The 26,243-nt window shown below is 60.5% G+C and carries 35 protein-coding genes and 1 tRNA gene; 3 read left to right on the top strand and 33 right to left on the bottom strand.

Features of this window, described 5'->3' with window-relative positions; genetic code table 11:
- Positions 1-22: 22 nt before the first annotated feature.
- Complete coding sequence (locus AC2EBU_RS10960) at positions 23-331, top strand: DciA family protein (RefSeq protein ID WP_484610456.1); 309 nt, start codon at positions 23-25, stop codon at positions 329-331.
- A 19-nt stretch (positions 332-350) separates the two neighbouring features.
- Here the strand turns inward: AC2EBU_RS10960 and AC2EBU_RS10955 are convergent.
- The 6 genes from AC2EBU_RS10955 to petA all read right to left on the bottom strand — a co-directional run bounded on the left by AC2EBU_RS10955 (position 351) and on the right by petA (position 4,517).
- Positions 351-426: transfer RNA gene (locus tag AC2EBU_RS10955), tRNA-Thr, on the bottom strand.
- A 46-nt stretch (positions 427-472) separates the two neighbouring features.
- Entirely contained in the window at positions 473-982 is a 510-nt protein-coding gene (locus AC2EBU_RS10950; RefSeq protein WP_484610455.1) for a ClpXP protease specificity-enhancing factor, read from the bottom strand.
- 16 nt (positions 983-998) lie between these two features.
- Entirely contained in the window at positions 999-1,610 is a 612-nt protein-coding gene (locus tag AC2EBU_RS10945; protein WP_484610454.1) for a glutathione S-transferase N-terminal domain-containing protein, read from the bottom strand.
- 100 nt (positions 1,611-1,710) lie between these two features.
- Positions 1,711-2,478 carry a cytochrome c1 gene (locus AC2EBU_RS10940; RefSeq protein WP_484610453.1) on the bottom strand — a complete coding sequence of 256 codons (768 nt, stop codon included), beginning with the start codon at positions 2,476-2,478 and terminating at the stop codon, positions 1,711-1,713.
- An 18-nt stretch (positions 2,479-2,496) separates the two neighbouring features.
- Positions 2,497-3,909 (bottom strand): cytochrome b, encoded by a 1,413-nt coding sequence (locus AC2EBU_RS10935; RefSeq protein WP_484610452.1) that lies wholly within the window; start codon positions 3,907-3,909, stop codon positions 2,497-2,499.
- 11 nt (positions 3,910-3,920) lie between these two features.
- Positions 3,921-4,517: a ubiquinol-cytochrome c reductase iron-sulfur subunit gene (gene petA, locus AC2EBU_RS10930; protein ID WP_484610451.1), complete on the bottom strand. Its 597-nt coding sequence runs from the start codon at positions 4,515-4,517 to the stop codon at positions 3,921-3,923.
- A gap of 143 nt (positions 4,518-4,660) precedes the next feature.
- Between petA and mscL the strand changes: the two genes are divergently transcribed.
- On the top strand, positions 4,661-5,095 hold the full coding sequence (gene mscL, locus AC2EBU_RS10925) for a large conductance mechanosensitive channel protein MscL (RefSeq protein WP_484610450.1): 435 nt from the start codon (positions 4,661-4,663) through the stop codon (positions 5,093-5,095).
- A 45-nt stretch (positions 5,096-5,140) separates the two neighbouring features.
- Here the strand turns inward: mscL and pdxA are convergent, their stop codons facing one another.
- Together pdxA and AC2EBU_RS10915 are read right to left on the bottom strand one after the other, a co-directional pair.
- Positions 5,141-6,205, bottom strand: a complete 1,065-nt coding sequence (pdxA, locus tag AC2EBU_RS10920; protein ID WP_484610449.1) for a 4-hydroxythreonine-4-phosphate dehydrogenase PdxA — start codon at positions 6,203-6,205, stop codon at positions 5,141-5,143.
- Positions 6,202-6,966: a Nif3-like dinuclear metal center hexameric protein gene (locus tag AC2EBU_RS10915; protein ID WP_484610448.1), complete on the bottom strand. Its 765-nt coding sequence runs from the start codon at positions 6,964-6,966 to the stop codon at positions 6,202-6,204. Before AC2EBU_RS10915 ends, pdxA begins: the two co-directional genes overlap by 4 nt.
- A 66-nt stretch (positions 6,967-7,032) precedes the next feature.
- Here AC2EBU_RS10915 and AC2EBU_RS10910 point away from each other — a divergent pair, with 66 nt between their 5' ends.
- On the top strand, positions 7,033-8,181 hold the full coding sequence (locus tag AC2EBU_RS10910; protein WP_484610447.1) for a S1C family serine protease: 1,149 nt from the start codon (positions 7,033-7,035) through the stop codon (positions 8,179-8,181).
- Between the two features lie 89 nt (positions 8,182-8,270).
- Here the strand turns inward: AC2EBU_RS10910 and tatC are convergent, their stop codons facing one another.
- The 25 genes from tatC to AC2EBU_RS10785 form a co-directional block, all read right to left on the bottom strand.
- Positions 8,271-9,044, bottom strand: coding sequence for a twin-arginine translocase subunit TatC (tatC, locus tag AC2EBU_RS10905; RefSeq protein ID WP_484610446.1), 774 nt, complete (start codon positions 9,042-9,044; stop codon positions 8,271-8,273).
- A gap of 88 nt (positions 9,045-9,132) precedes the next feature.
- Positions 9,133-9,600 carry a Sec-independent protein translocase protein TatB gene (gene tatB, locus AC2EBU_RS10900; RefSeq protein WP_484610445.1) on the bottom strand — a complete coding sequence of 156 codons (468 nt, stop codon included), beginning with the start codon at positions 9,598-9,600 and terminating at the stop codon, positions 9,133-9,135.
- Positions 9,601-9,631: 31 nt separating this feature from the next.
- A complete protein-coding gene (gene tatA, locus AC2EBU_RS10895; protein ID WP_484610444.1) occupies positions 9,632-9,874 on the bottom strand; it encodes a Sec-independent protein translocase subunit TatA in 243 nt (80 codons plus the stop codon).
- A gap of 69 nt (positions 9,875-9,943) precedes the next feature.
- The gene (locus AC2EBU_RS10890; protein WP_484610443.1) at positions 9,944-10,300 is read right to left on the bottom strand and encodes a histidine triad nucleotide-binding protein; all 357 of its coding nucleotides are present in this window, start codon (positions 10,298-10,300) and stop codon (positions 9,944-9,946) included.
- Positions 10,301-10,334: 34 nt separating this feature from the next.
- Positions 10,335-10,700, bottom strand: coding sequence for a DUF4870 family protein (locus AC2EBU_RS10885; RefSeq protein ID WP_484610442.1), 366 nt, complete (start codon positions 10,698-10,700; stop codon positions 10,335-10,337).
- A complete protein-coding gene (locus AC2EBU_RS10880) occupies positions 10,697-11,065 on the bottom strand; it encodes a phosphoribosyl-ATP diphosphatase (protein ID WP_484610441.1) in 369 nt (122 codons plus the stop codon). Before AC2EBU_RS10880 ends, AC2EBU_RS10885 begins: the two co-directional genes overlap by 4 nt.
- A 4-nt stretch (positions 11,066-11,069) precedes the next feature.
- Entirely contained in the window at positions 11,070-11,459 is a 390-nt protein-coding gene (hisI, locus tag AC2EBU_RS10875) for a phosphoribosyl-AMP cyclohydrolase (RefSeq protein ID WP_484610440.1), read from the bottom strand.
- 84 nt (positions 11,460-11,543) lie between these two features.
- On the bottom strand, positions 11,544-12,323 hold the full coding sequence (hisF, locus tag AC2EBU_RS10870) for an imidazole glycerol phosphate synthase subunit HisF (protein ID WP_484610439.1): 780 nt from the start codon (positions 12,321-12,323) through the stop codon (positions 11,544-11,546).
- Positions 12,323-13,063 (bottom strand): 1-(5-phosphoribosyl)-5-[(5-phosphoribosylamino)methylideneamino]imidazole-4-carboxamide isomerase, encoded by a 741-nt coding sequence (gene hisA, locus AC2EBU_RS10865; protein ID WP_484610438.1) that lies wholly within the window; start codon positions 13,061-13,063, stop codon positions 12,323-12,325. The genes hisF and hisA overlap by 1 nt, the downstream gene beginning before the upstream one ends.
- A gap of 54 nt (positions 13,064-13,117) precedes the next feature.
- Positions 13,118-13,786, bottom strand: a complete 669-nt coding sequence (gene hisH / locus AC2EBU_RS10860) for an imidazole glycerol phosphate synthase subunit HisH (RefSeq protein WP_484610437.1) — start codon at positions 13,784-13,786, stop codon at positions 13,118-13,120.
- A gap of 53 nt (positions 13,787-13,839) precedes the next feature.
- Positions 13,840-14,433 carry an imidazoleglycerol-phosphate dehydratase HisB gene (gene hisB / locus AC2EBU_RS10855; RefSeq protein ID WP_484610436.1) on the bottom strand — a complete coding sequence of 198 codons (594 nt, stop codon included), beginning with the start codon at positions 14,431-14,433 and terminating at the stop codon, positions 13,840-13,842.
- Positions 14,430-15,515: a histidinol-phosphate transaminase gene (hisC, locus tag AC2EBU_RS10850; RefSeq protein ID WP_484610435.1), complete on the bottom strand. Its 1,086-nt coding sequence runs from the start codon at positions 15,513-15,515 to the stop codon at positions 14,430-14,432. Before hisC ends, hisB begins: the two co-directional genes overlap by 4 nt.
- The gene (hisD, locus tag AC2EBU_RS10845) at positions 15,512-16,903 is read right to left on the bottom strand and encodes a histidinol dehydrogenase (RefSeq protein WP_484610434.1); all 1,392 of its coding nucleotides are present in this window, start codon (positions 16,901-16,903) and stop codon (positions 15,512-15,514) included. Before hisD ends, hisC begins: the two co-directional genes overlap by 4 nt.
- Before the next feature lie 4 nt (positions 16,904-16,907).
- A complete protein-coding gene (gene hisG / locus AC2EBU_RS10840; protein WP_484610433.1) occupies positions 16,908-17,549 on the bottom strand; it encodes an ATP phosphoribosyltransferase in 642 nt (213 codons plus the stop codon).
- A 28-nt stretch (positions 17,550-17,577) separates the two neighbouring features.
- Positions 17,578-18,843, bottom strand: a complete 1,266-nt coding sequence (gene murA, locus AC2EBU_RS10835; RefSeq protein ID WP_484610432.1) for a UDP-N-acetylglucosamine 1-carboxyvinyltransferase — start codon at positions 18,841-18,843, stop codon at positions 17,578-17,580.
- Positions 18,844-18,857: 14 nt separating this feature from the next.
- Entirely contained in the window at positions 18,858-19,100 is a 243-nt protein-coding gene (locus tag AC2EBU_RS10830) for a BolA family protein (RefSeq protein WP_484610431.1), read from the bottom strand.
- Positions 19,101-19,110: 10 nt separating this feature from the next.
- A complete protein-coding gene (locus AC2EBU_RS10825) occupies positions 19,111-19,866 on the bottom strand; it encodes an ABC transporter permease (protein WP_484610430.1) in 756 nt (251 codons plus the stop codon).
- Positions 19,863-20,804 (bottom strand): ABC transporter ATP-binding protein, encoded by a 942-nt coding sequence (locus AC2EBU_RS10820; RefSeq protein ID WP_484610429.1) that lies wholly within the window; start codon positions 20,802-20,804, stop codon positions 19,863-19,865. Before AC2EBU_RS10820 ends, AC2EBU_RS10825 begins: the two co-directional genes overlap by 4 nt.
- 14 nt (positions 20,805-20,818) lie before the next feature.
- Complete coding sequence (locus AC2EBU_RS10815; RefSeq protein ID WP_484610428.1) at positions 20,819-21,133, bottom strand: STAS domain-containing protein; 315 nt, start codon at positions 21,131-21,133, stop codon at positions 20,819-20,821.
- Positions 21,134-21,164: 31 nt separating this feature from the next.
- Positions 21,165-21,800 carry an MlaC/ttg2D family ABC transporter substrate-binding protein gene (locus AC2EBU_RS10810; protein WP_484610427.1) on the bottom strand — a complete coding sequence of 212 codons (636 nt, stop codon included), beginning with the start codon at positions 21,798-21,800 and terminating at the stop codon, positions 21,165-21,167.
- 9 nt (positions 21,801-21,809) lie between these two features.
- Positions 21,810-22,526, bottom strand: a complete 717-nt coding sequence (locus AC2EBU_RS10805) for an MlaA family lipoprotein (RefSeq protein ID WP_484610426.1) — start codon at positions 22,524-22,526, stop codon at positions 21,810-21,812.
- 56 nt (positions 22,527-22,582) lie between these two features.
- Positions 22,583-23,074 carry an outer membrane lipid asymmetry maintenance protein MlaD gene (gene mlaD, locus AC2EBU_RS10800; RefSeq protein ID WP_484610425.1) on the bottom strand — a complete coding sequence of 164 codons (492 nt, stop codon included), beginning with the start codon at positions 23,072-23,074 and terminating at the stop codon, positions 22,583-22,585.
- 16 nt (positions 23,075-23,090) lie between these two features.
- A complete protein-coding gene (gene mlaE / locus AC2EBU_RS10795; protein ID WP_484610424.1) occupies positions 23,091-23,873 on the bottom strand; it encodes a lipid asymmetry maintenance ABC transporter permease subunit MlaE in 783 nt (260 codons plus the stop codon).
- Complete coding sequence (locus AC2EBU_RS10790) at positions 23,870-24,685, bottom strand: ABC transporter ATP-binding protein (RefSeq protein WP_484610423.1); 816 nt, start codon at positions 24,683-24,685, stop codon at positions 23,870-23,872. Before AC2EBU_RS10790 ends, mlaE begins: the two co-directional genes overlap by 4 nt.
- A gap of 86 nt (positions 24,686-24,771) precedes the next feature.
- On the bottom strand, positions 24,772-26,238 hold the full coding sequence (locus tag AC2EBU_RS10785) for a glutamate synthase subunit beta (protein ID WP_484610422.1): 1,467 nt from the start codon (positions 26,236-26,238) through the stop codon (positions 24,772-24,774).
- Positions 26,239-26,243 lie beyond the last annotated feature (5 nt).

Here is a 26,243-nt window from a genome sequence, read left to right as displayed (position 1 = left end):
CTTTTACCGATTCGGCAAACACTTGTTCAAGCGAACCAATCGCGCCATCACCTTGATGGAAGCAACTCGTACAGAGCCGACATTGTCCGCGTTGGCTTCACAGGCTATCGAGTCGGGCCAACGTCTCGTTGCCATCGCGGACCTGCTCCCCCCGGGAATTCGACAAACGGTTCGTCCTGGGCCCATCAACGGCGAAACCTGGTGTCTTCTGGTATCAAACGCTGCCGCACTGACAAAACTGCGACACCAAGTCCCCGAAATGGTGAAGCAACTGCAAAACAAAGGGTACGAGATTACCGCTATCCGTCTGAAGATTCAAGCACCTGAATGACCTTTGCAGGCGTCCCCAATGGTGCCGATTGTCCGACTCGAACGGACGACCTACCGCTTACAAGGCGGTTGCTCTACCAACTGAGCTAAACCGGCATTCCCGCGATTCTAAACCGTGGGCGGTGATTTACGAGAGCCTCACTTACTTGATTCGGGTAAGAACCGGCTTTCCTGGCGCCTTCGACACCGGCTCGCCAGAGCTTCGCTCACTTAGGCTTTCATTGTGATTGTGGATGGTGCCGCTCGAAGTAGCCCCCCCCGTCATCGGAGCGGACTGCTCAATCGCCCCATCCGCGCCACTGGGTACAGGTGGCACATCTTCAGGCAGTTCAACTGGGGAAAAAGCCATGCCTTCACCATTTTCACGCGCATAAATCGCAGAAACGTGGGTGAGAGGAATTCGTACGCTTCGAGGCTGCCCTCCAAAGCGCGCCTTGAATTCGATGAAGTCGTTTCCCAGCACCAGATTGCTCGTCGCTTCTCCACTGACATTGAGAACGATCTGCCCATCCCTTACGAACTCGCGAGGCACCTGCACGGTTCGATCCACGAATACGGCGAGGTATGGGGTCAGACCATTGTCAGTGCACCATTCGTGAATGGCGCGAACGAAATAGGGGCGTGTCGAAGAGGTCTGAGGCATATCGGACATCTGCAGAGGCACCAGATCACTTACGCATGACCTTCTCCGAGGGCGTCAAGGCTTCAATATAGGCAGGGCGCGAAAAAATCCTCTCAGCGTACTTAAGCAAAGGTGCTGCATTTTTGCTCAGTTCGATGCCATAGTAGTCAAGACGCCAGAGCAGAGGCGCAATCGCCACATCGAGCATCGAGAAGTTTTCCCCGAGCATGTATCGGTTTTTCAGGAAAACCGGCGCCAACTGGGTCAGTCGATCTCTGATATGCGATCTGGCCTTCTCGATGGCTTTGTCATTTGCCTTGAGTGCACGGTTCTCCAAGGTCGAAACGTGAACGAACAATTCCTTTTCAAAATTCAGGAGAAACAACCGCACCCTCGCTCGGTCGACAGGATCACCGGGCATCAACTGCGGATGAGGGAACCGTTCATCGATGTACTCATTGATGATGTTCGACTCGTACAGAATGAGGTCTCGTTCCACAAGGATGGGGACCTGCCCATACGGGTTCATCACATTGATATCTTCGGGTTTATTGAAAAGATCAACATCCCGAATCTCGAAATCCATACCCTTTTCGAACAATACGAACCGGCACCGGTGCGAGAAAGGACAGGTCGTACCCGAGTACAAAACCATCATGGGCGAACTCCTTAAAAAATAAGAGCGGGACACCGCAGACCGCAATCGGCTGCGCTCCCACTCTGATCACGCCTATGGCTCTATGCGAGCCGGGCCAACTTTACTTGACGTCTTTCCAGAAGGCGGCATTGAGCCGCCAAGCGGCAAAGGTGAACAAACTCAGGAAAAGCAAAACCCACACACCAATACGTACCCGGCTGTTTTGCGCAGGCTCCGCCATCCAATGCAGATAATTTACCAGGTCGCCTACTGCTTGGTCATATTGATTGGCAGTCATCAGGCCGGGAGAAACTTGCTCCCAGCCCTTGAACACCTGAACGTCATGCCCATGGCTCTTCTGTGTCTCGAAAAGTGGCCTACGCTCGCCCTGCAATTCCCACAGAATATGCGGCATGCCGATATTCGGGAATGCAAGATTGTTCCAGCCGGTTGCCTTAGTTTCGTCACGGTAATAACTTCTAAGTAGCGTATACAGGTAGTCGGCCCCGGGTCCGCTGTGACTGGAACGCGACCGCGCGATCAGAGTCAAGTCCGGCGGATTGGCGCCAAACCATTCCTTAGCCTGCTTAGGGTCAATCGATGCCTTCATGGTTTCCCCGACCTTATCGGTGGGGAAAAGCAAATTGTCCTTGATCTGTTGGTCAGTAAGACCAATATCTCGAAGCCGGTTGAACCGCATGAAGGCGGCGGAATGGCAATTCAAGCAGTAGTTGACAAAGTACTTCGCACCGTTTTGCAAAGACGCCAGATCAGTCGTCTTGACCGGCGCCTTGTCCCATGGAATAGACGATCCGCCAGCCGCAACCGCAGCCGACACCGCACCAACGGTGAGCACCAATGCACAGGCAAGTTTCTTGATGATATTCATTATTCTGGCCTCAGGAATTCAGTGCGGAGCAAAAACCACGCGCTGCGGAACGGGCTTCGGTTCCCCCAGTCTGCTCCACCAGGGCATCAAAAGGAAGAAGCCAAAGTAGAACAATGTTCCTACCTGGGAGACGCGCTCCCCAAGAGGTGACGGAGGTTGAACGCCCAGATAACCAAGTATCAGGAATACTATGACAAACACGGCATAGAGATACTTGTGCCAAGTCGGACGGTAGCGCATCGACTTCACAGGACTGTGGTCAAGCCAAGGCAAGAAGAAAAGAATGATGACAGCGCCACCCATCACGACCACGCCCCAGAACTTCGCGTCAATTGCCAGCATCAGGGCCGAGACGACAACGGCACCGCCAACAATTGCCGCCTTGAACAGGCCCGCCAGCTTTCCTTTCAATACTCCCAAAAGCGCCCCCGCAATCACGCACAGGATCAGCGCATACATCATCTCTGACGTAATCGCACGAAGCATCGAATAGAACGGGGTGAAGTACCACACCGGCGCGATGTGAAGCGGCGTAGTCAACGGGTCGGCAGGGATAAAGTTGTTGTATTCAAGAAAGTAGCCCCCGAACTGCGGCGCAAAGAAAACGATAGCCGAAAAGACCATCAGGAACACACCTACGCCAAAAATGTCGTGAACGGTGTAGTACGGATGGAACGGGATTCCATCCAGCGGATGGCCCGCAGCATCTTTCGGCGCGGTCGGACCCTTGATTTCGATGCCGTCTGGGTTGTTCGAACCGACATCGTGCAGAGCAAGCAGATGCGCAACCACTAGGCCCAAAAGGACAAGCGGAACCGCAATCACATGAAAGCTGAAGAACCGGTTCAATGTGGCGTCGCCGACAACGTAGTCACCACGAATCAGCAACGCAAGATCCGGCCCGATGAAAGGAATGGCCGAGAAAAGGTTGACGATCACCTGGGCACCCCAGTAAGACATCTGCCCCCAAGGCAACAGATACCCCATGAAAGCTTCAGCCATCAGCACGAGGAAAATCGCACAGCCAAAAATCCAGACCAGCTCGCGCGGCTTTCGATAGGAGCCGTACAGCAAGCCACGGAACATGTGCAGATATACAACGACAAAGAACGCCGAGGCGCCAGTGGAGTGCATATAGCGGATCAGCCACCCCCAAGGCACATCCCTCATGATGTACTCGACTGACGCGAATGCCAGCGCCGCATCAGGCTTGTAGTGCATCACCAAAAAAATACCCGTGACAATTTGGATCACAAGGACAAGGAGGGCAAGCGAACCGAAGATGTACCAAAAATTGAAGTTCTTCGGTGCGTAGTACTCGGACATGTGAATCCGGTACGCCGAAAACGCCGACGGGAATCGGTTCTCAAACCAGTTCGTCAACTTCTCGCCTGCCGATGCGTTGGGAGAGACTTCTTTGAATTCAGCCATAGTGTTCTACCTCAAGCCTTCTTGTCTTCGCCGATGATCAGTTTGTTATCAGACAAGTACATATGCGGCGGGACCTCAAGATTGTCAGGAGCGGGCTTGTTCTTGAAAACCCTGCCGGCCAGATCGAAAGTAGATCCATGACAGGCACAAAGAAAGCCGCCTTGCCAATTGTCAGGAAGCGACGGCTGAGGTCCGGCCTGAAACTTGTCACTGGGGGAGCATCCCAGGTGAGTACAGATGCCAACTCCGACAAACACCTCAGGTTTGATCGAACGATGGACATTTTTCGCGTACTCCGGAGTGGGAAACGCAGTCCGCGCAGACTGCGGATCGGCCAACTCACCCTCGACCTTCTTCAAGGTCTCCAGTTGCTCTGGCGTACGACGCATGATCCACACTGGCTTGCCGCGCCACTCGACCGTGACTTTCTCGCCGGGTTTCAGCGTGGAAATATCTACCTCAACGGCTGCCCCTGCGGCCTTGGCGCGCTCGGAAGGCTGAAAGCTGCTGACAAAAGGCACGGCGGCAAATCCGGCGCCGACGGCACCGACACATCCGGACGTGATGATCCATGTCCGCTTGCTGGTGTCGACTGGTGAGTCACTCATGGGAATCCTCAAGCATCGCTGTCGTTGTTAGGGTTAACGCGCGATTGTACTTGAGGCCTATCTGGCAACGCCAACTTTGCTCCCTTGACGAACATCGGAGGTCCGGCATACTGATTCCTTCGTATTCGTTTTGGAGTTTTCACATGAGCATCGTTTCCGAATTCAAAGAGTTTGCCGTCAAAGGCAATGTGATGGACTTGGCGGTCGGCGTGATCATCGGCGGAGCATTCGGAAAGATTGTTGATTCGATGGTTACCGACCTGATCATGCCAATCGTGGGAGCTGTTTTCGGCAAGCTCGATTTCACCAATCTATTCGTCGTACTAGGAACTGCTCCCGAGGGAACTGTCCGAACGCTGGAAGCCTTGAAGAAAGCCGGGGTTCCTGTGTTCGCGTATGGCAGTTTCATTACGACGGCGGTCAACTTTGTCATCCTCGCCTTCATCATTTTCCTGATGGTCAAGCAGATGAATCGCCTTCGCCGCGAGGTACCTGCAGCGCCGCCTGCGCCACCCGCCGCTCCTCCGGAAGACGTCGTTCTGCTCCGGGAAATCCGGGACGCGATTCGCAGCCGGTAAGCTGAAACGACAGTTCCAGTAAAACGCCGGGGCAGTCTCCTCTCGTCAGTTCGTCGGGACACCACGCAGCCCCACGAAATCCCGGGCCATCCGAATCGCCTCGATCAGACTGTCGGGCTTGGCGACTCCTCTGCCCGCAATATCAAAGGCAGTGCCATGGTCCGGGCTTGTGCGTACGAACGGTAGACCCAGGGTCACATTGACACCCTCGTCCACGCCAAGGTACTTCACAGGAATCAAACCTTGGTCGTGGTACATCGCAATCACCACATCAAACTCGCCACGTTTCCCTGCAGCGGCCCGAGCCCGCATGAACACGGTGTCTGGAGAAATGGGTCCGATTGCGTCGACGCCGATTTCCCGGGCGGCGGCAACGGCCGGAATGATCTGTTCAATTTCCTCCCGACCAAAACGCCCGCCTTCACCGGCATGCGGATTCAATCCCGCAACAGCAATTCGGGGGCGACGTTGTAGCAGTCCGCCGACAGCTTTGTGCGCTATTCGAAGTGTTTCCAATATTTCGTCCTGTCGTACTGCGTCAATGGCTTCGCTTAGAGGCACATGAATGGAAACCAGAATCGTGCGGAGTTCACGGTTCGCCAGCATCATCCGGACCGGCAATTCGGACGGCGAAACTCCCAAAGACCTTGCAGCGATTGCTTGGAGCATTTCCGTATGGCCCGGGAAGCGGCAATACGGTTCGCCCGCCGCAGCCAAGGCTTCCTTGTGCATTGGTGCAGTGACGATAGCTGACACCGCCCCGCTCAGCGCGGCCTGTGCCGCCCATTCCACTGCACTCGCCGCATAGGCGCCGGCTGCAGCGCTGACCACCCCCATTTGGTAGTCGATATCAATTTCGGTGGTTTGAAGAACCGCAATACACCGCGGCGGCAGAGCCAAGGCTTGCTGCGGGTCGTCAATGACGACGACAGGCATGTCTACAGAGAACCCGGCGCGAAGTGCGGCGCGACGCATCACCTGCGGATGGCCGATGACGAAACAGTCCTGGGTGATTTGCGGACATTTTTCGAATGCCTTGGCAATGATTTCCGGACCTACCCCCGCTGGATCTCCGGGTGTGAGGACGATCGGGCGTTTGAGATGACTCATGCAGGGTTCTCGATGTCGATGAAGCGGTGCGAGATTCCCAGCTGGCGGGCAGCCTCTGCCGCAATCGCCGGAGCCCCATAGCGCTCGGAGGCATGGTGGCCACAGGCAAGAAACGCAATGCCTGTCTCACGGGCCAGATGAGCCTGAGGTTCAGAGATCTCACCGGTGATGAACGCATCGGCCCCTGCGGCGATTGCTGATTCAAAATAGCCTTGCGCTCCACCGCTGCACCATGCCAACCGGCGAATGGGGCGTCCGTCACCTTCGACGCACACAACCTGTCGCCCAAGCGACGCGGTAACGGTTGACGCCAATTCGCGGGCATCCCGAAAAAAACCATGGCCGCTTCTTTCGCCAAGGAATCCCAGATCCTGATCGCCGAATCGGCTGTGAGCGTCCAACCCGAGCACACGTCCAAGCTGCGCATTGTTGCCCCATTCACCATGCGCATCCAATGGCAGGTGATAGGCAAACAGGTTGACGTCATGGGCCAGAAGCAAGGCAAGGCGCCTTTTCATCCATCCGACAACGCGGCCGTCGTATCCGCGCCAGAACAGCCCATGGTGCACGACAATGGCGTCGGCTTCCCATTCAATCGCCGCCTCGATCAGCGCCAGACTTGCCGTTACACCCGACACGAGGCGTGCAACCCGGGATTTGCCCTCGACCTGCAGGCCATTGGGCCCATAGTCCTTGAAACGGTCTGGTTGCAGCCAGTTGTCGAAGGTTGCAAGCAATGTGTTGCGTTCCGTATATCGCATGGTGAGCTCTTCGAGTTTGGCGCGTTCAAATGTGAATTGTCGGTGGCTTTCAGGGACAATCGTGACATGAAGCGCGTCTGGATATTGTTCTCTCAAGCGGTAACCGTTGCCCTTGCAGTCTATTTTGTGGTGAGCACGCTGAAGCCAGCATGGGTAATGCAGCCAGCTGCCGCCACGATCGGTTCAGTGTCCATCCTTCAGGCGCCCGTACCTGCTCCTGTGCCCGCTGCGGACGGCACATTTCGCGCAGCGGCCAAGCGCGCTGCACCGGCTGTCGTCAGCATCAATACGAGCAAGGCCGCACGCACGGGGCCTCACGGCGCGGATCCATGGTTTCGGTTTTTTTTCGGCGATCAGGACAATCAGGCACAGGCAGGTCTGGGCAGCGGGGTAATCGTTAGCCCCAATGGATACATCCTCACCAACAACCATGTGGTGGAAGGGGCCGATGAGATCGAGGTGGTCCTCAATGACAGCCGCACCGTCCGGGCCCGAATCGTTGGCACCGATCCTGATACCGATCTCGCCCTACTGAAAATCGAACTCGAGCGCCTGCCGGTGATCGTGATTGGAAACTCCGACCAGTTGCAGGTCGGCGATCAGGTTCTCGCCATCGGTAATCCTTTTGGCGTGGGCCAAACCGTCACAGGGGGAATCGTCAGTGCACTCGGACGCAGCCAACTGGGTATCAATACGTTCGAAAACTTCATTCAGACCGATGCGGCCATCAATCCGGGCAACTCCGGCGGCGCGCTGGTCGACACCAGTGGCAACCTGATGGGCATCAACACCGCAATCTATTCGAGATCCGGAGGGAGCATGGGGATCGGATTTGCCATTCCCGTGTCCACAGCCCGTATGGTTATGGACAGCATCATTCGTGACGGACAGGTTACACGAGGATGGATTGGAGTCGAACCCGCAGATCTTTCCGCCGAGGTCGCCGAGGCGTTCGGAGTGAAAGCAACTCAGGGGGTAATCATCACCGGCGTGATGCAAAATGGGCCAGCGGCAAAAGCCGGTCTGCGCCCAGGTGATGTCATCGAAGGGGTCGCCGGGCACCCGGTCACGAGCGTGGGCGAACTGCTGACCCGGGTGGCGGCGCTCAAACCCGGGGTTTCCGCTCGTTTTGACGTCGACCGGCGCGGGCAGAAAGTCGGCTTGGATATCGTCCCGGGGGTACGTCCCCGTCCACGCGAACAGCGGCAACGCTGATCCAGCCACTGTGACTGCGCGTTCCCCAGCGTAGGCAACGATAGCATGGGTTTTCGGCTGCCCCCTCCCCAAAGTGCGTGCCTGTCCGATCAGGCGTGGGGTGGCGCTTGGGTGTGCTTGATGAACAGTTGAGCCGCCCAGATTCCGACTTCGTAGAGCAGACACATCGGAATGGCCAGGGCGAGTTGAGATACCACGTCCGGTGGCGTCACAATCGCCGCGATCACAAAAGCCAATACGATGAAATAGCCACGGAAATCGCGCAGCTTCTCCACCGTTACAAGCCCCATTCGAGCAAGGACGACCACGGCGACCGGAACTTCAAAAGCAAGGCCAAAGGCGAGAAACATCGACAGCACAAAGCTCAGGTAAGCCTCGATATCCGGTGCGGCTGTGATGCTCTTGGGTGCAAAGCCCTGAATGAAGCTGAACACCTGTCCAAAGACCAGAAAATAACAAAAGGCCACGCCAACAAAAAACAGCAGCGTGCTGGAGATGACCAAGGGCATGACCAGCTTTTTCTCATGGGAATAAAGGCCCGGAGCCACAAAGGCCCAAACCTGGTAAAGAACAACGGGCAGTGCGATCAGAAACGCCGTCATCAGCAATATCTTCAACGGCACCATGAATGGCGAGATGACTGACGTGGCAATCATCGTCGCCCCTTTGGGCAGATGGGCGACCAGCGGTGCGGCAAGAATGTCGTAGAGTTGACCAGGGCCCGGATACAGTGCGAGCACAATGGCCACGAGGGCTACAGCGACCAAGGCTCGAATCAGACGGTCGCGTAACTCGACGAGATGCTGCACAAAGGGCTGTTCAGTCCCCGCCAGTTCGTCTTCAGGTTTGTTGTTTTCGGCCATGGACCAGATTGTGCGTTGCGAAGTCGCGGGCGTCGAACGGCACTATCAGGGCCGCCCGGTTCGCCCACGCGCGTCGCGCGTGGGGCATTCAGTTGATTTTTTTGGGCCGATAGCGCGCCACCCGGGCTGCTCCGGACTGCGCTTTGGTTCGAATTCCGTTGCGCGATTTGTACCATTGAGGGGTCGATCCGCGTTTCAGACGCCATTTCTTTCCGGGGTTGCGATAGCTCGGCGCCGCTGGCTCCCAGGATGAGGACGCGGTCGATGACTCCAGCCCCGCCGTCGTCTCCGACCACTGCTTTTCGAAATCAGTCGATGCGTTGTGGACCGTCTGCTCCACGTCACGCGCAGCGCCTTCCACAGACTCCTTCATTTTGCGAAGCTCGTCGAGTTCCATCGACCGGTTGACCTCTGCCTTGACGTCCGCGACATAGCGCTGCGCCTTTCCGAGCAAGGTACCAATGGTCCGCGCGACTTTGGGTAGCTTTTCCGGACCGATGACGACCAGCGCGACAGCGCCGATCAGCACCATCTTCGACAAGCCGAGATCAATCACAGTAGGTCAACCCGCTGCGGGCCCAAACGGTTCAAAGCTTGGTCTTGGCTTCGACGTCGATTGTGGTCTTTTCCGACGTTGCGGCGTTGGCCACTTGTCCAGCCGGTGCCGCAGCGGTCTTGTCGTCCGTCGTTGTGCCGTCCTTCATCCCGTCCTTGAAGCCCTTCACTGCACCTCCGAGGTCGGATCCGATGTTTTTCAGCTTCTTGGTGCCGAACACCATGACCACAATCAGCAGCACGATCAACCAGTGCCAGATGGAAAAAGTACCCATGGATAACTCCTAACGAATGTTCTCGATTCTAGTCGGGTGCCGTGAAAGCCCCCCGTCAGTCAGGGGCGTTCAGCCACGCACCCAGGGGCGGGGCCCCCCCATGACATGGACGTGGAGGTGATGCACCTCCTGGCCACCTTCTACCCCGGTATTGGCAACGATGCGGAAACCGCCGTCAGGATAAGCGCGACAACCTTGTTCGAGTGCCAGTCTGGGTGCCAGAAGCATCATCTTGCCCATAAGACGCTCATGCTCCGGACCCAACTGGGCCATGGAGGGAATATGTAACTTGGGCACCATGAGGAAATGGACTGGTGCCCACGGCTTGATGTCATGAAAAGCGAAGATGTCGTCATCTTCGAACACCTTCCTCGACGGTATCTGGCCGGCAATGATCTTGCAAAAAAGGCAGTTTGGGTCGTGCATGGAATCTCCAGGAATGGGCGGCGACCCACAGGGGTCATCCGTGGCCTACCGCCTGATCTTTGTTCATCGCCACCATGCCACGAACAATCCGATACAGGAACCACAGCGAAATGAGGGCCCAGGCAAGCGCGCCGGGCAAATACAACAACAGAAAGAGGGGTGCCGTGAGCACATACAACAGGCCGGCCCACAGGACCGAACGAATCCGCCATCGGAAATGACTCTCCTGCCAACTGCCCAGAGCGTCGGATTTTTTCACCAGGTCAATGATCAGCGCCACCAGCAACAGGCCAGCACCGACCTGGGCACCCGGCACCACAGCGGCCACAGCGACGATCAGGTGCAGCAGGTAACTGATCCAGCCGACCGTTTTCAGGGAATCCTGCGCTTCGGTATTCATTCGCCGGCTCCTTCGCGCGCCTGCGCCTTGCGCAGCGCCTTTTCCTCGATGCCACTGGTGCCTTCCCGGCGCTCCAGCTCGGCGACCACATCCGCCGGCGTCAGCCCGTAATGGGCCAGCGCGATCATCGAGTGGAACCAGAGGTCCGCCACTTCATAGACGATCTTCGCGCGGTCCGCGCCGTGGTCGGCGTCCTTGGCCGCCATCACAACCTCGGTGGCTTCCTCGCCAATTTTCTTCAGGAAGGCGTCCGGCCCTTTGTGCAGCAGGCGTGCAACATAGCTGGCCGACGGGTCGCCGCCGTTCGCGGGCTTGCGGCTTTCGATCACGGCCGCCAGGCGTGCCAGGGAATCGTTGGAGGACATGGACTTATCTGTAGATGGTTTCCGGGTCTTTCAAGACCGGTTCGACAACATGCCAGGCCCCATTGTCGTAGCGCTGGAAGAAACAGCTGTGACGGCCGGTGTGGCAGGCGATGCCGGGTTCGTGCCCCTGCTGGGTTACCTTGAGCAGGATCACGTCGTTGTCGCAGTCGAGGCGGATGTCGTGCACCGTCTGCACATGGCCGGACTCTTCGCCTTTGAACCAGAGCTTGCCGCGGGATCGGCTGAAGTACACCGCCCGCCCCAGTTCCGCCGTTTGCTGCAGGGCTTCGCGGTTCATCCAGGCAAACATCAGCACGTCGCCCGTGGCGACTTCCTGTGCAATCACCGGGACCAGCCCCTGGGCGTCCCATTTCACGTTGTCGAGCCAGTTCATGGAGAGATTGTCGGCGATCCGGTCAGGCACTCAGTTTTGATAGCAGACAATGACCGTTTGACGATGGGAAACGGCCAATATCGCTCAGAAACGGACTGGAATACCCCGTTCCGCCATGCGCGCCTTGGCCTGGGCCACCGTGTATTCGCCATAGTGAAAGATGCTGGCTGCCAGCACCGCGTCCGCGCCGCCCAGCCGGATGCCATCGGCCAGGTGGTCCAGGTTGCCGACGCCGCCGGAGGCAATCACCGGCACGTCCACCGCGTCGCTGACGGCGCGGGTCAGGTCCAGGTCGAAGCCGGCCTTGGTGCCGTCGCGGTCCATGCTGGTCAGCAGGATTTCGCCGGCGCCATGCTCCGCCATCTGACGCGCCCAGGCGACGGCGTCGAGGCCGGTGTTCTTGCGCCCGCCGTGGCTGTAGACGTCCCAGCCTTCGCCGCGGTCCAGCAGATCTGTGCCAAAGCGCCGCTTGGCGTCGATCGCGACCACGATGCACTGCGCGCCGTACTTGGCCGACGCGTCGCGGATGACCTGCGGGTTGGCGATGGCTGCCGAATTGAAGCTGGTCTTGTCGGCGCCGGCGTTCAGCAGGCGGCGCACATCATCCACGGTGCGCACCCCGCCACCCACCGTGAGCGGAATGAACACCTGGCTGGCCACCGCCTCGATGATGTGCAGGATCAGGTCGCGCCCGTCGCTGGTGGCCGTGATGTCCAGGAACGTGAGTTCGTCGGCACCCTGTTCGTTGTAACGGGCGGCAATTTCAACCGGGTCGCCCGCGTCGCGCAGTTCGACGAAGTTGACGCCCTTGACCACGCGGCCACCGGTCACGTCCAGGCAGGGGATGATGCGTTTGGCCAGCATCAGGCACCCAGCTCGTCGGCACGGGTCTGTGCCGCGGCAAAGTCCAGATCGCCCGAGTAGATGGCCCGGCCGCAGATGACACCCTCGACGCCCTCGTCTTCGACGGCGCACAGGGCTTCGATGTCGGCCATGTTGGACAGCCCCCCCGACGCAATGACGGGAATCGTCAGGGCCTGGGCCAGCTTGACGGTGGCCTCGATGTTGATGCCCGACAGCATGCCGTCACGGCCGATGTCGGTGTAGATGATGGATTCGACGCCCCAGTCTTCGAATTTCCTGGCCAGGTCGACCACTTCATGGCCGGTCAGCTTGCTCCAGCCGTCGGTGGCCACCTTGCCGTCCTTGGCGTCGAGGCCGACGATGATGTGCCCGCCGAAGGCGGTGCAGGCGTCTTTCAGAAAACCGGGGTTCTTGACGGCCGCCGTGCCGATGATCACGTAGCGCAGGCCGCTGTCGATGTACTTTTCGATGGTGTCCAGATCCCGGATACCACCGCCGAGTTGCACCGGAATGTCTGCGCCCACCTCTTTCAGGATGGACCGGATGGCGGTGAAGTTCTGTGGCTTGCCCGCAAACGCGCCGTTCAGATCCACCAGGTGCAGACGGCGGGCCCCTTTGTCGAGCCAGTTGCGGGCCATGGCGGCGGGGTCTTCGCCGAAGGTGGTGGCCTGGTCCATGTCGCCCTGCTTGAGGCGCACGCAGTGGCCGTCCTTGAGATCGATCGCGGGAATGAGAAGCATGATGGGTTCGGGGAAAAGGGCTTCGACTGGCTCAGCCCGAACGGAAAAGGAAGATCAGGGATTCCAGTGCAGGAAGTTGCGGTACAGCGCCAGCCCCTGCTCGGCACTTTTTTCCGGATGGAACTGGGTGGCGAAAATATTATCCCGCGCGACGGCGGCGGTAAAGCGCCCGCCATAGTCGGCTTCGCCGGCGGTGTGGCGTGTTTCCGACGGACGGGCGTAGAAGCTGTGCACGAAATAAAACCAGCTGCCGTCGGGCACCGATCCCCAGACCGGGTGCCGCCCCTGTCCGTGGTCCCTCGGGAACACCTGGTTCCAGCCCATCTGCGGCACCTTGTAGCGGCTGCCGTCAGGCTGCGTGCGGCCCGCCAGGTCAAACTTGCGGACCTCGCCACCGATCAGGCCAAGGCCTGGCGTGTCGCCCTCGGCGCTGTGATCCAGCAACATCTGCATGCCGACACAGACGCCGAACAGCGGCTTGTTGGCAGCCGCCTGCAGCACCGCCTCCTGCAGGCCGGACGCGCGCAGTTCGCGCATGCAGTCGGGCATGGCGCCCTGCCCCGGCAGCACCACGCGCTGTGCGGCGTACACCGCCTCGGGGTCGGCGGTCACGACCACCTGCCAGCCGCTGCCCTGCGCCGCATGGATCACGGCCTGCGCGACGGAGCGCAGGTTGCCCATGCCGTAATCGACCACCGCCACGGTTTTTACTTCGTTATTCATAGCAAACAATGACCGGATGACGCTGGGTCCGTGCCATTTTCAATCAGAAAAGCTCAAAGCGAGCCTTTGGTGGACGGAATCTGGCCTGCCGTGCGAGGGTCGAGCTCCAGTGCGGCCCGCAGCGCACGCGCAAAGGCCTTGAACACCGTCTCGGCCTGGTGGTGGGCATTGACGCCACGCAGGTTGTCGATGTGCAGGGTCACGCCGGCGTGGTTGACGAAGCCCTGAAAGAACTCATGGGTCAGCTGGGTGTCGAAGCCGCCCACCATGCCGCTGGTGAACGGAATGTTCAGCACCAGGCCTGGTCTCCCGGAAAAATCGATCACGACACGGGACAGCGCCTCGTCCAGCGGCACATAGGCATGGCCATACCGCCGGATGCCCTTCTTGTCGCCCACGGCCTGCGCCACGGCCTGGCCCAGGGTGATGCCGACGTCTTCCACCGTGTGGTGGCCGTCGATGTGCAGGTCGCCCTGGCACTGGATGTCCAGGTCGATCAGACCGTGGCGTGCGATCTGGTCCAGCATGTGGTCAAAAAACCCGATGCCGGTCGCGAGGCGGGACTGGCCGCTGCCGTCCAGGTTCAGGCGGACGGTGATGGCGGTTTCGGCGGTCTTGCGGGAGACGTCGGCGGTGCGTGCGGTCATAGGGCGGCTTTCAGCGCGGCCAGCAACTGGGCGTTCTCGTCGGCGGTGCCGACGGTCAGGCGCAGGCAGTTGGCCAGCAACGGGTGCATTTTAGAAACGTTCTTCACCAGCACCCCACGCGCCTTGAGGCCGTCGAAGGCCTTCTGGGCGTCGGGCACCCGAACCAGGATCATGTTGGCGTCGCTCGGGAACGGGTGCACGCCCGGCAGCGCCGTCAGCCCCTCGGTCAGGGCGGCGCGCTGGGCGCGGATGTCGGCCGCCTGGGCGGCGAACACGTCGGCGTGCTCCAGCGCGAACAACGCGCATTCGTAGTTGAGGACACTCACGTTGTACGGCGGGCGCACCTTGTCGATTTCGGCGATCAGCTCTTTCGGGCCCAGCATGTACCCGAGTCGAACGCCGGCCAGCCCGAATTTGGACAGCGTGCGCATCAGCAGCACATGGCTGTGGCGGGCGATCCGGCCGATGTAGCTGCGCGACGCAAAGGGCTGGTAGGCTTCGTCCATGACCACCAGGCCCCCGTGGGCGCCCTGGGCTTGCACGATCGCCTCGATGGTTTCGTCGTCCCAGAGATTGGCGGTGGGGTTGTTCGGATAGGCCAGGTAAACGATGGAAGGACGGTGGGCCGCCATCGCGTCCAGCATGGCCGTGCGGTCGAGCTCAAAGTCGGCCGTCAGCGGCACCCCGTGAAAGGCCAGCCCCTGCAACTGCGCACTCATGGCATACATCACAAAACCAGGCAGCGGCGCCAGGATCGATGCGCCCGGCACGTCGCACGCCATGGCGAGCAGCGAAATCAGCTCGTCCGAACCGTTGCCCAGCATCAGGTCGAAGCCTTCCGGCAGGCCTGCATGCCGCGCCAGCGCGTCGCGCAGGTCGTTGACCCGCCCGTCCGGGTAGCGGTTCAGGGCCAGCGTGCCCAGGCGGTGGCCCAGCGCCTGCTGCAACTCGGGCGGCAGGCGGTGCGGGTTCTCCATCGCATCGAGCTTGACCATGCCGGCCGATTCCTGGACCGCATAGGCGTGCATGCCCAGCACGTCCTGACGGATGCGTTTCAGAAGCTGGGGACTGACGGCGCTCATCGGGGATCTCTCATCGGGGGAACGGGCGACAGCCGCAATTCGGCCGCACGGGCGTGGGCCTGCAGACCTTCGCCGTAGGCCAGCTCGGCGGCCACGGTGCCCAGCTGCTGGGCGCCAGCAGCGCTGACCTCGATCAGGCTGCTGCGTTTCTGGAAGTCGTAGACCCCCAGCGGGGAACTGAACCGTGCCGTACCGGACGTCGGCAGCACATGGTTGGGGCCGGCGCAATAGTCGCCCAGCGATTCGCTGGTGTAGGCGCCGAGAAAAATGGCTCCCGCGTGGCGCAGCAGCGGCTCCCAGCGGTGCGGATCGCGGCTGGACACCTCGAGGTGCTCCGGAGCGATGCGGTTGCTGATCGCGCAGGCCTCTTGCATGTCGCGGGTGAGGATCAGCGCGCCACGGTCCGTCAGGCTCTTGGCAATGATGCCGGCGCGCGGCATGGTAGGCAGCAGGCGGTTGATCTCTGCCTGCACGGCGTCGATGAAGGTGGCATCGGGGCACAGCAGGATGCTTTGCGCCAGCTCGTCGTGTTCCGCCTGGGAAAACAGGTCCATCGCCACCCATTCCGCCGGTGTGGTGCCGTCCGCCAGCACCAGGATTTCACTCGGCCCGGCGATCATGTCGATGCCCACGGTGCCGAACACATGCTTCTTGGCACTGGCCACGTAGGCGTTGCCCGGTCCGGTGATCTTGTCCACCTTGGGCACGGTCCGGGTCCCGTAGGCCAGGGCGGCGACCGCCTGCGCACCACCGATGGTGAAGGCCCGGGTCACGCCGGCCACATGGGCGGCCGCCAAAACCAGTTCGTTGCGTTCACCGCGCGTGGCCGTAGCAGTACCGGTGCCGCCGGTGGCGACACTGCCCCGCACCGGGGTCGGCACCACCATGATGATTTCGCCCACCCCGGCGACATGGGCCGGCACGGCGTTCATGATCAGGCTGGAGGGGTAGGCCGCCTTGCCACCGGGCACGTAGATGCCGACCCGGTCCAGCGGGGTCACCTTCTGGCCCAGCAAGGTGCCGTCTTCGTCCCGGTAGGTCCAGCTTTCGCCCGACGCTTTCTTCTGCGCCTCGTGGTAGGTGCGCACGCGGCGCGCGGCGCGCTCCAGCGCGTCGCGTTGCGCGGCCGGCAACTGGTCAAAAGCCGCCTTGAAATCGGCCTGCGTCAACTCCAGTTCGGCCATCGAAGCCACCTGCAGGCCGTCAAACCGGGCGGTGTATTCCATGACCGCGACATCGCCGCGTTCGCGCACATCGGCCAGGATGTCGGCCACACGTCCCTCGATGGCCACGTCCGTGTCGGCAGACCAGTGCAGCCGCCGCTGGAATTCGGCCTCGAAGGACGGATCGGCCGTGGACAGGCGCAAGGGGGTTGCGGTCATCGCCATGGCTTCAGTCCTTCGCCACTGCGCCCGCAAAGGCGTCGATGATGCGCCGGATAGACGCCTGCTTGAGTTTGAGCGCGGCCTGGTTCACGACCAGCCGGGAACTGATGTCCATGATGCGCTCGACTTCGACCAGGTTGTTGGCCTGCAGGGTCTTGCCGGTGGACACGAGGTCGACGATCGCGTCCGCCAACCCGGTCAGCGGCGCCAGTTCCATGCTGCCGTAGAGCTTGATCAGGTCCACGTGCACGCCCTTGTCGGCAAAGAAGTTGCGGGCAATGGTGGTGTACTTGGTGGCCACCTTCAGACGCGAGCCCTGCCGGACCGCTGAGGCGTAGTCGAAATCGGCCGGCACCGCCACACTCATGCGGCATTTGGCGATGTTCAGGTCCAGCGGCTGGTACAGGCCCTGCCCGCCATGTTCGATCAGCGTGTCCTTGCCGGTCACACCGAGGTCCGCACCGCCGTATTCCACATAGGTCGGCACATCGGTGGCACGCACCAGCACCACCCGGACGTCGGCCTGGTTGGTGGGCAGGATCAGCTTGCGGGATTTTTCCGGATCTTCCAGCACGGTGATGCCGGCCGCCTGCAGCAGGGGCAGGGTTTCATCAAAAATTCGGCCCTTGGAGAGCGCGAGCGTGATCAATTGAATTCTCCTTGCAGCACCTTGCGCATCACTTCACCCGCTCGATGTCGGCGCCCATCGCACGCAGTTTGGCTTCCATGCCGTCGTAACCCCGGTCCAGGTGGTAGATGCGGTCCACCCGCGTTTCACCCTCCGCCACCAGACCGGCAATCACCAGGCTGGCCGACGCCCGCAGGTCGGTGGCCATCACGGTGGCGCCGGACAGGCGCTCCACACCTTCGATGACCGCAACCTTGCCGTCGGTCTGGATGTGGGCGCCCAGACGCACCAGTTCGTTCACATGCATGAACCGGTTCTCGAAAATGGTTTCCGTGACTTTCGCTGTGCCGTGTGCCACACAGTTCAAGGCCATGAACTGCGCCTGCATGTCAGTCGGGAAACCGGGGTACTCGGTGGTGCGGAAACTCTGCGCCTGCAGCCGACCGGACGAGCGGATGCGGATGAATCCGTCGCCGGCCTCGATGCTCGCTCCCGCGTCGCGCAGCTTGTCGATGACAGCGTCCAGGTGATCCGCACGGGCCCCACGCAACACCACGTCACCGCCGGTTGCCGCAACCGCACACAGGAACGTGCCAGCTTCGATGCGATCCGCCACCACCTCGTGGGTGCAGCCGCGAAGCCGCTCGACGCCCTGAATCCGGATGCGGCTGGTTCCGTGCCCCTCGATCTTCGCCCCCATGCGGATGAGCATTTCGGCCAGATCGGGGATCTCCGGCTCCTGGGCGGCGTTCTCCAGCAGGGTTTCGCCATCGGCCAGCGCCGCGGCCATCAGGAAATTCTCGGTCCCGGTCACGGTCACCATGTCCGTGGCGATGCGCGCGCCATGCAGCCGGGATCGGCCCTTGGGCAGTTTGGCAATCATGTAGCCGTGCTCGACCACGATGTCCGCCCCCATCGCCTGCAAACCCTTGATGTGCTGGTCCACCGGGCGCGAGCCAATGGCACAGCCGCCCGGCAGGGAGACCGTCGCCTCGCCAAAGCGCGCCAGCAGCGGCCCGAGCGCCAGGACCGACGCGCGCATGGTCTTGACCAGTTCGTAGGGTGCCTCGGGCGAACTGAGCCCGGATGCGTCGATGCGGACCGTGCCATCAGATTCATGCTCGGCAACCACGCCCATATTGCGGATCAGCTTGAGCATGGTCGACACATCCTGCAGGCGCGGGACGTTCCGTAGCACCACGCGCTGTGCCGTCAGCAAAGCGGCACACAACTCGGGTAAGGCCGCATTTTTTGCCCCGGAAACAGGCACCTCGCCGACCAGGGGAAGGCCGCCGCGAATCAGAAGTTTGTCCATGGTGGTTGTCTGGATCAGGGGGCGCTTCGCGCCCATTCGGCGGGCGTCATCGCCTTGATTGAAAGGGCATGCACTTCGTCGGTTGCCATACGACCGCCCAAGGTGGCATAGACGCGTTGATGGCGCTGAATCGGGCGCATGCCGTCAAAGGCGGACGAGACCACGGTCGCAAACCAGTGCCTCCCATCGCCCTCCACCGAAAGATGTTGGCAATCAAGACCGGTTGAAATGATGCGGTGAAGTTCGTCTGCGGTCATGGCACGGGGTTCAGTGGCGCAGCTTGTAGCCCGTCCGAAGCAGGTGAATCGCCAGCGCCGCAACGAGGGAAAAAGCCGTGGAAACGATAACCAGACTCATCCACGGCGAGACGTCACTGACGCCGAAAAAGCCGTAGCGGAAGCCGTCGATCATGTAAAAAAACGGGTTGAGGTGACTGACCTGCTGCCAGAACGGGGGCAGGGAGTGAATCGAGTAGAACACACCCGACAGAAAGGTCATCGGCATGATGATGAAGTTCTGGAATGCAGCCATCTGGTCGAATTTTTCGGCCCACAGACCCGCAATCAAGCCCAAGGTTCCCAGGAGCGCCGCACCCAGAAAGCCAAAAACGGCAATCCACCATGGCGCCGCAATACCGGGATTGCCAAACCACACTGTGACCAGGTAAACACCCAGACCGACCATCAAGCCGCGCACCACCGAAGATCCGACATAGGCAAAGAACCAGGCCCAGTGCGACAAAGGGGTCAGCAGAACGAAGACCAGATTGCCAGTGATCTTGCTTTGGATTAGGCTTGACGAACTGTTGGCAAACGCGTTTTGCAACACGCTCATCATGACCAGACCGGGAACCAGAAACGCCGAATAGCCTACCTGATCGTAGACTTTGACATGGTCTTCCAGCACGTGGCCGAAGATGAGCATGTACAAAACTGCCGTCAATACTGGCGCCGCCACGGTCTGGAAGCTCACCTTCCAGAAACGGAGGACTTCTTTGTAAAACAGAGCCCGCCAGCCGTTCACGACACCACCCGATCCTGTGCAGTCTCGCCGGTGGACCCCATCACGCTCAGAAACACATCCTCCAGGTCCGCCTTGCGCACTTCAATGTCCTCGGCTTGAATGCCTGCCACCCGCATCGCTGCCAGATAGTGTTCGACCTCGGTCGCGTCGTGAACGGGAAGCTGGGCAATACGCCCGGTAACGCGCGCTTTGGCCCGCAGCGCAGCCGGCAACTCGCCATCAACCTTGAACCGCATCACGTTGCTGGATGCGGCGCTCAGCAGTTCGGACGTCGTCGCCAGGGTAACCACTCGCCCCTTTTTCAACATGGCGATCCGGTTGCACAGCGCCTCGGCTTCTTCCAGGTAATGGGTCGTCAACAATATGGTGTGCCCGTCGCGATTGAGGCGCGCGACAAACTGCCACAGCGTCTGGCGCAACTCGACGTCGACCCCGGCCGTCGGCTCGTCAAGTACGATCACCGGCGGGCGGTGGACCAATGCCTGCGCGACCAATACCCGGCGTTTCATGCCGCCGGAAAGTTGTCGCATATTGGCATCTGCCTTGTCCGCAAGGCCGAGACTGTCCAACAGTTCGTCTATCCATTCGCCATTGCGGCGCAAACCGAAGTAGCCCGATTGAAGGGTCAACGCCTCACGAACCGTGAAGAACGGATCGAACACCAGTTCCTGCGGAACGACTCCCAGCAATCGCCGCGTCTGTTCGTAGGAGGTGACCACATCGAGTCCGCGAACAGCGACCGCCCCGCGACTGGCGCGCGACAGCCCCGCCAATATGTTGATCAGCGTGGTCTTGCCGGCACCATTGGGGCCGAGAAGTCCGAAGAATTCACCTTCCTCGATGGCAAAAGTCACCTCGTCCAACGCCCGAAAAGACTCGGCGCCAGGACGGCCGGTGGCGAATTCTTTGGTGACAGACTGGAAGGAGAGCGCGGGCATCGGAACCCGCTATTCTAGGGTTTTACCGGATTCCCGTTCGCACAGGCGGCCGGTGAGCCGCCATGTCCCAGCAAGCGATCGATACCGTAGACTCGCGCAAGTTGTTCAATGCGGGCTGGCGCGGATATCAGAGAGAAGTCACCACCTCGGGCGATGATCCGTCGCCGACAGGCCAGAACCATTGCCAGAGCGCTGGAGTCGAACTGATGCAGCGCGCCCGCGTCGATCCGGACCTGATTGGACGCCGATTTCGCAATCTGGGCCAAGAAATCCACCAATACTCCGTTCGCGTTGTCGTGGGTAAGCCTGGCGGGCAGGGTCAGTACCATGGCGCCGGTAGGCTCCAGACCAAGGCCCTTTTCAGTTTTTGCCACTGGCGTTCACCCGGTTTTTTTCTGCCAGTGCCTGCAGCAGTCCGTCCACGCCGCGCGCATTCACCTCCCGGGCAAACTGTCCACGGTAATTTTCGACCAGCCAGACCCCCAGCACGTTGAGGTCATAAATCAACCAGCCACTGCCGCGCCCCGGCGTCTTTTCGAGTCGATAGTCAAGTTGAATGGGCTCACCCTTGCCTCGCACTTCCGTCCGAACCAACACCTCCGGGTCGTCCTGCGACGCCCGAAACGGCTTGATGAACACGGATTGATCCGTCACCTGAGCCAGCGCACCGGCATAGGTTCGAACCAGCAGGGTCTTGAATTCATCCTGCAAGCGTTTTTGCTGCTCCGGCGTCGCCCGACGCCAGCCAGGGCCGACAGCGGAAGCCGTCATACGCTGGAAATTTACCGAGGGCATGATTCGGGCGTCCACCAGAGCCATGGTCCGATTGATGTCACCTGCGCGCACCGCGCGGTCGGCCCGAATTGCCTCCAGCATCTCGCTCGACAGGCGGCGTACCAAGGCGTCCGGTGCCTCGTCCGTCGCGTGGGCAGGGAGCGCGAGCGCGATCAAGCCGCCGATGGCAATAGCGGTTTCCAGAAGATTTCTGCGTTTCATGATGGAGGTTCAATGCGCCTGCGGCCCGGTCGGTTGACTGCTGGATGGTTCGACCGCTTCGTCGGTCGGGGGGGTCCCGTCAAAAACGTCGTTGTTGCGCCGTTGCAAGTAGGCATCCCGGGTAAAGCTGTATTTGTCCAAGGCGGCCTGATCCAATATGGCGCTGGCCCCCAACAATCGGGCACGGGTTTCGACTGCCTGCAACAGGAGCAGGCTGTTGCGCGTTGGCACATGCGGGCGGCGCGCAACAACACTGTGCCCGCGATCGGCATTCATGGCTGCCGTATCTCGGACGGTTGACGGCCCCATGATGGGCAACACCAGGTAAGGCCCTGGCGGGACACCCCAGTAACCCAACGTCTGGCCAAAATCCTCATGGTGGCGCTCCAGGCCCACATCGGTGGCAAGGTCGATCAAGCCACCCATCCCGAGTGTGGTGTTGATTGTCAGTCGCATCATTGTCTGGGTTGCGGCAACCGGTTTCAGCTGCAACATGCTGTTCGCGAGCGTCCAGACATCACCCAGGTTACCGAAGAAATTGTCCACTCCGGTTCGAACCGGACCGGGCGTGAATTCTCGGTACGCGATCGCAACCGGCTTCAAAAAGACGCTGTCAACCACTTCGTTGAATCCGTCGATTCGGCGGTTCAACGGCTCCAGAGGGTCTTCCTTGATTCGCATCGGTCCACTTGCACAGCCGGACAAGCCGACCAGAAGCACAGCCATGGCAGCACGCCGACCCCATTTGCCCGGGGCCCATTGGCGCGGTCGATCTGCATACTTCATTGTTTTCCCCCTGCAGTGGCCGCCGGCGTCGGTCCAGCGGCCGCCTTGTCGTAAAGGATCTGACCGATCAGGGTCTCCAGGACGATCGCCGATTGGGTAGAAGAGACCTGATCACCCGCTTTCAGGACTCGCTCGTCGGCGCCGGCCTCGATCCCCACATATTGTTCGCCGAGCAGACCACTTGTCAGAATTTTCAGTGAGCTGTCTTTCGGAAACTGATACCGGCTTTCCAGCGCCAATGCAACGCGGGCTTGAAAGGTCTTGTCATCAAAAGTGATCGACTCGACACGACCGACGACAACACCGGCACTCTTGACGGCTGCCTTGGGTTTGAGGCCCCCGACATTGTCAAATCGTGCGGTGATGGTGTAGTCGGACTCGAAGCTCAGGCTCAGCAGATTGGCCGACTTCATGGCCAGGAACAACAGGGCGGCGAGCCCCGTGAGGACGAACAGTCCAACCCAGACATCTTGCGACGAACGTTGCATGGTCACTCCCTCTTCATCAAATGCTGAACATCATGACAGTCAGTACGAAGTCGAGCCCGAGTACCGCCAGCGATGCCCACACCACGGTCCGCGTCGTCGCAGCGGATACCCCTTCAGGCGTCGGCTGCGCCTCGTGGCCCTGATAAAGGGCAATGAAAGTCACCGCGACGCCGAAAACCAGGCTCTTGACCACGCCGTTGCCCACATCGCTCCAGACGTCAACACCGCCTTGCATCTGGCTCCAGAAGGCCCCTGAATCAATTCCGATCAGCAGAACCCCCACCACGTAGCCGCCGACTATGCCGACGGCACTGAAAACGGCTGCAAGTAACGGCATCGCCATCAGCCCTCCCCAGAAGCGCGGCGCCAGAACGCGCCGGATCGGATCGACCGCCATCATTTCCATCGCGGTCAATTGCTCACCTGCCCGCATCAGGCCGATTTCGGCCGTCAGTGACGCACCGGCGCGTCCGGCAAAAAGCAACGCGGTAATTACCGGCCCCAGTTCGCGCACAAGGGACAAGGCCACCAACAGGCCAACGGCTTCCGACGATCCGTACCGCTGCAGCGTGTAGTAGCCCTGAAGACCCAGCACAAATCCTACGAAAAGACCGGACACTGTGATGATCGCCAGCGAATGATTGCCGAGAAAGAACAATTGGTCACGGACCAGGCCGAATCGTGCCAGTGCCTGGGGAGCCAGTGCCAGGAGGCGCAGCAGCAGACGCGCGCCGTATCCCCATTCCGCCAGCAACCGCCGGGTGGCGAAGCCCAGACTGGCCGGGTGCCAGGCCCTCATGGCCGTACCCCGTCGAAGTCTTCTTCAACCGATGGGCCCGGGTAGTGAAAACGCACCGGACCGTCGCGCGCACCACTGACAAACTGAATCACCATGGGGTCCTCCGACTGACGAACTTCATCGGGGGTGCCTTGGGCGGCGACGCGTCCATTGGCCAGGATGATGACCTGATCCGAAATGCGGAAGGTCTCTGGAATTTCGTGCGAAACAATCAGGCTGGTGAGGCCCAACGCTTCGTTGAGGTCCCGGATCAGGCGCGCGGCAGTGCCGAGGGCGATGGGATCCAGGCCAGAGAAAGGCTCGTCGTAAAGCACCAGGTCCGGATCCAGGGCGATGGCCCGAGCGAGCGCAACCCGGCGGTTCATTCCGCCGGAAATTTCGGCCGGCATGAGGTCGCGCGCGCCACGGAGGCCGACCGAATCGAGTTTCATCAGGACAATATCCCGTATCAACTCCTCCGGAAGGCGCGTGTGCTCCCGCAACGGAAATGCGACGTTTTCGAAAACGCTGAGATCCGTGAACAAGGCGCCGAACTGGAAAAGCATCCCCATCCGGCGGCGTGCCGCATAGAGCTGCGCCTGATCCATGGCACCGATATCCTGGCCAGCAAAAAGAACCTGCCCGTGCTGAGCCCGCAATTGCCCGCCAATCAGCCGCAGAGTCGTGGTCTTGCCCCCTCCGGTGGCGCCCATCAGCGCCGTCACCTTGCCCCGGGGGATGGAAAAGGAAACATCGTCAAGAACGGTCCGGTCGCGGTATCCGAAACGAACACTGCGGACCTCGACCAAAGCATCTGCTGAGGGATCAATCATGTCCAGGAGGTGCCGCGAAACAGCTGCGGCGCCTTGCCCTGATGATACCGGGCCGAACATCAGCCCGTTGTAAGCACCTGTTTGCGTCAGCGGGGAAGGTCGGAAGAGCCCATCAGGAACTCGTCCACTGCGCGTGCAGCCTGCCGGCCCTCCCGTATCGCCCAAACGACCAGAGACTGGCCGCGTCGAACGTCACCGGCGGCAAACACCTTCGCCGCACTGGTTGCGTATCCGCCGATCAGGTCGGTGCTTGCCCGCGCGTTGCCACGGGGATCCTTGTCGACTTCAAACCCCTCCAGCAAGCTTGCAACCGGGTTGACGAATCCCATTGCCAGCAAGACAAGATCGGCCTTGAACTCCTTTTCGGTGCCCGGCACCTCGACCAGTTTTCCGTCCTTGAGTTCGACTTGAACCGTTTTCAAGCCGGCAACTTTGCCATTTTTGCCCACGAACTCCTTGGTCGAAATGGCAAACTCCCGCACGCAGCCTTCTTCGTGGCTGGAGCTGGTGCGCAGCTTGATCGGCCAGTAGGGCCACACCAACGGCTTGTTTTCTTCCTCCGGCGGCATAGGCATGACTTCGAACTGGGTCACGCTGGCGGCCCCGTGGCGGTTGGAGGTTCCAACGCAGTCGCTCCCGGTGTCGCCGCCGCCTATCACGATCACATGTTTGCCGTCGGCACGCAACTGGCCCTTGAGCTTGTCGCCTGCATTGACCTTGTTCTGCTGCGGCAGAAACTCCATCGCAAAGTGGATACCGTCCAGATCACGGCCCGGCACCGGCAAATCGCGCGACTGCTCGGCGCCCCCTGTCAGCAGCACGGCGTCAAAGTCCTTCTTGAGCTGATCGGGAGTCACCGACTCTTTGGCCCAGTTGGTCACCTTGCTGTCGGCTGGCAACTGCCCGACCAGAACGCCGGTGCGGATCGTCACGCCTTCGGCTTCGAGCTGCTTCACGCGGCGGTCGATGTGCGATTTCTCCAGCTTGAAATCGGGGATTCCGTAGCGCAGCAGGCCACCCACGCGGTCGTTTTTCTCGAACAAAGTGACGTCATGTCCGACGCGCGCCAGTTGCTGCGCAGCGGCCAGTCCCGCAGGCCCGGCGCCAACCACCGCGACCTTCTTGCCCGTCTTGCGAGCCGCCGGTTGCGGTTGCACCCAGCCTTCAGCCCATGCGCGGTCGATGATTGCGTGTTCGATGGACTTGATACCAACTGCGTCACCATTGACGTTGATGGTGCACGCGGCCTCGCAGGGTGCCGGGCAAATGCGGCCTGTGAACTCGGGGAAGTTGTTGGTGCTGTGAAGCACCGTGCTGGCATTCTTCCAGTCGCCGTGGTAGACGAGATCGTTGAAGTCCGGAATGATGTTGTTGACCGGGCAGCCACTGTTGCAGAACGGGGTGCCACAGTCCATACAGCGTGCGCCCTGGACTTTCGCCTGCGACTCATCCAGGCCGATCACGAATTCCTTGTAGTGCTTCACGCGCTCGGCGACTGGCTTGTAGCCTTCTTCGATACGCTCAAATTCCATGAATCCGGTTATTTTTCCCATGATCT

The sequence above is a fragment of the Curvibacter sp. T50 genome (genome assembly GCF_057219955.1).
The sequence above is the reverse complement of the archived record's forward strand: the minus strand, read 5'-3'. Positions and strand labels throughout refer to the sequence as shown.

Excerpts from the sequence above, each read along its gene's own strand:
- AC2EBU_RS10950 (WP_484610455.1), bottom strand. The coding sequence starts at position 982 with ATGTCCGATATGCCTCAGACCTCTTCGACACGCCCCTATTTCGTTCGC.
- AC2EBU_RS10945 (WP_484610454.1), bottom strand. The coding sequence starts at position 1,610 with ATGATGGTTTTGTACTCGGGTACGACCTGTCCTTTCTCGCACCGGTGC.
- AC2EBU_RS10940 (WP_484610453.1), bottom strand. The coding sequence starts at position 2,478 with ATGAATATCATCAAGAAACTTGCCTGTGCATTGGTGCTCACCGTTGGT.
- AC2EBU_RS10935 (WP_484610452.1), bottom strand. The coding sequence starts at position 3,909 with ATGGCTGAATTCAAAGAAGTCTCTCCCAACGCATCGGCAGGCGAGAAG.
- petA (WP_484610451.1), bottom strand. The coding sequence starts at position 4,517 with ATGAGTGACTCACCAGTCGACACCAGCAAGCGGACATGGATCATCACG.
- mscL (WP_484610450.1), top strand. The coding sequence starts at position 4,661 with ATGAGCATCGTTTCCGAATTCAAAGAGTTTGCCGTCAAAGGCAATGTG.
- pdxA (WP_484610449.1), bottom strand. The coding sequence starts at position 6,205 with ATGAGTCATCTCAAACGCCCGATCGTCCTCACACCCGGAGATCCAGCG.
- AC2EBU_RS10915 (WP_484610448.1), bottom strand. The coding sequence starts at position 6,966 with ATGCGATATACGGAACGCAACACATTGCTTGCAACCTTCGACAACTGG.
- AC2EBU_RS10910 (WP_484610447.1), top strand. The coding sequence starts at position 7,033 with ATGAAGCGCGTCTGGATATTGTTCTCTCAAGCGGTAACCGTTGCCCTT.
- tatC (WP_484610446.1), bottom strand. The coding sequence starts at position 9,044 with ATGGCCGAAAACAACAAACCTGAAGACGAACTGGCGGGGACTGAACAG.
- tatA (WP_484610444.1), bottom strand. The coding sequence starts at position 9,874 with ATGGGTACTTTTTCCATCTGGCACTGGTTGATCGTGCTGCTGATTGTG.
- AC2EBU_RS10890 (WP_484610443.1), bottom strand. The coding sequence starts at position 10,300 with ATGCACGACCCAAACTGCCTTTTTTGCAAGATCATTGCCGGCCAGATA.
- AC2EBU_RS10885 (WP_484610442.1), bottom strand. The coding sequence starts at position 10,700 with ATGAATACCGAAGCGCAGGATTCCCTGAAAACGGTCGGCTGGATCAGT.
- AC2EBU_RS10880 (WP_484610441.1), bottom strand. The coding sequence starts at position 11,065 with ATGTCCTCCAACGATTCCCTGGCACGCCTGGCGGCCGTGATCGAAAGC.
- hisI (WP_484610440.1), bottom strand. The coding sequence starts at position 11,459 with ATGAACTGGCTCGACAACGTGAAATGGGACGCCCAGGGGCTGGTCCCG.
- hisF (WP_484610439.1), bottom strand. The coding sequence starts at position 12,323 with ATGCTGGCCAAACGCATCATCCCCTGCCTGGACGTGACCGGTGGCCGC.
- hisA (WP_484610438.1), bottom strand. The coding sequence starts at position 13,063 with ATGCTTCTCATTCCCGCGATCGATCTCAAGGACGGCCACTGCGTGCGC.
- hisH (WP_484610437.1), bottom strand. The coding sequence starts at position 13,786 with ATGAATAACGAAGTAAAAACCGTGGCGGTGGTCGATTACGGCATGGGC.
- hisB (WP_484610436.1), bottom strand. The coding sequence starts at position 14,433 with ATGACCGCACGCACCGCCGACGTCTCCCGCAAGACCGCCGAAACCGCC.
- hisC (WP_484610435.1), bottom strand. The coding sequence starts at position 15,515 with ATGAGCGCCGTCAGTCCCCAGCTTCTGAAACGCATCCGTCAGGACGTG.
- hisD (WP_484610434.1), bottom strand. The coding sequence starts at position 16,903 with ATGGCGATGACCGCAACCCCCTTGCGCCTGTCCACGGCCGATCCGTCC.
- murA (WP_484610432.1), bottom strand. The coding sequence starts at position 18,843 with ATGGACAAACTTCTGATTCGCGGCGGCCTTCCCCTGGTCGGCGAGGTG.
- AC2EBU_RS10830 (WP_484610431.1), bottom strand. The coding sequence starts at position 19,100 with ATGACCGCAGACGAACTTCACCGCATCATTTCAACCGGTCTTGATTGC.
- AC2EBU_RS10820 (WP_484610429.1), bottom strand. The coding sequence starts at position 20,804 with ATGCCCGCGCTCTCCTTCCAGTCTGTCACCAAAGAATTCGCCACCGGC.
- AC2EBU_RS10815 (WP_484610428.1), bottom strand. The coding sequence starts at position 21,133 with ATGGTACTGACCCTGCCCGCCAGGCTTACCCACGACAACGCGAACGGA.
- AC2EBU_RS10810 (WP_484610427.1), bottom strand. The coding sequence starts at position 21,800 with ATGAAACGCAGAAATCTTCTGGAAACCGCTATTGCCATCGGCGGCTTG.
- AC2EBU_RS10805 (WP_484610426.1), bottom strand. The coding sequence starts at position 22,526 with ATGGCTGTGCTTCTGGTCGGCTTGTCCGGCTGTGCAAGTGGACCGATG.
- mlaD (WP_484610425.1), bottom strand. The coding sequence starts at position 23,074 with ATGCAACGTTCGTCGCAAGATGTCTGGGTTGGACTGTTCGTCCTCACG.
- mlaE (WP_484610424.1), bottom strand. The coding sequence starts at position 23,873 with ATGAGGGCCTGGCACCCGGCCAGTCTGGGCTTCGCCACCCGGCGGTTG.
- AC2EBU_RS10790 (WP_484610423.1), bottom strand. The coding sequence starts at position 24,685 with ATGATTGATCCCTCAGCAGATGCTTTGGTCGAGGTCCGCAGTGTTCGT.
- AC2EBU_RS10785 (WP_484610422.1), bottom strand. The coding sequence starts at position 26,238 with ATGGGAAAAATAACCGGATTCATGGAATTTGAGCGTATCGAAGAAGGC.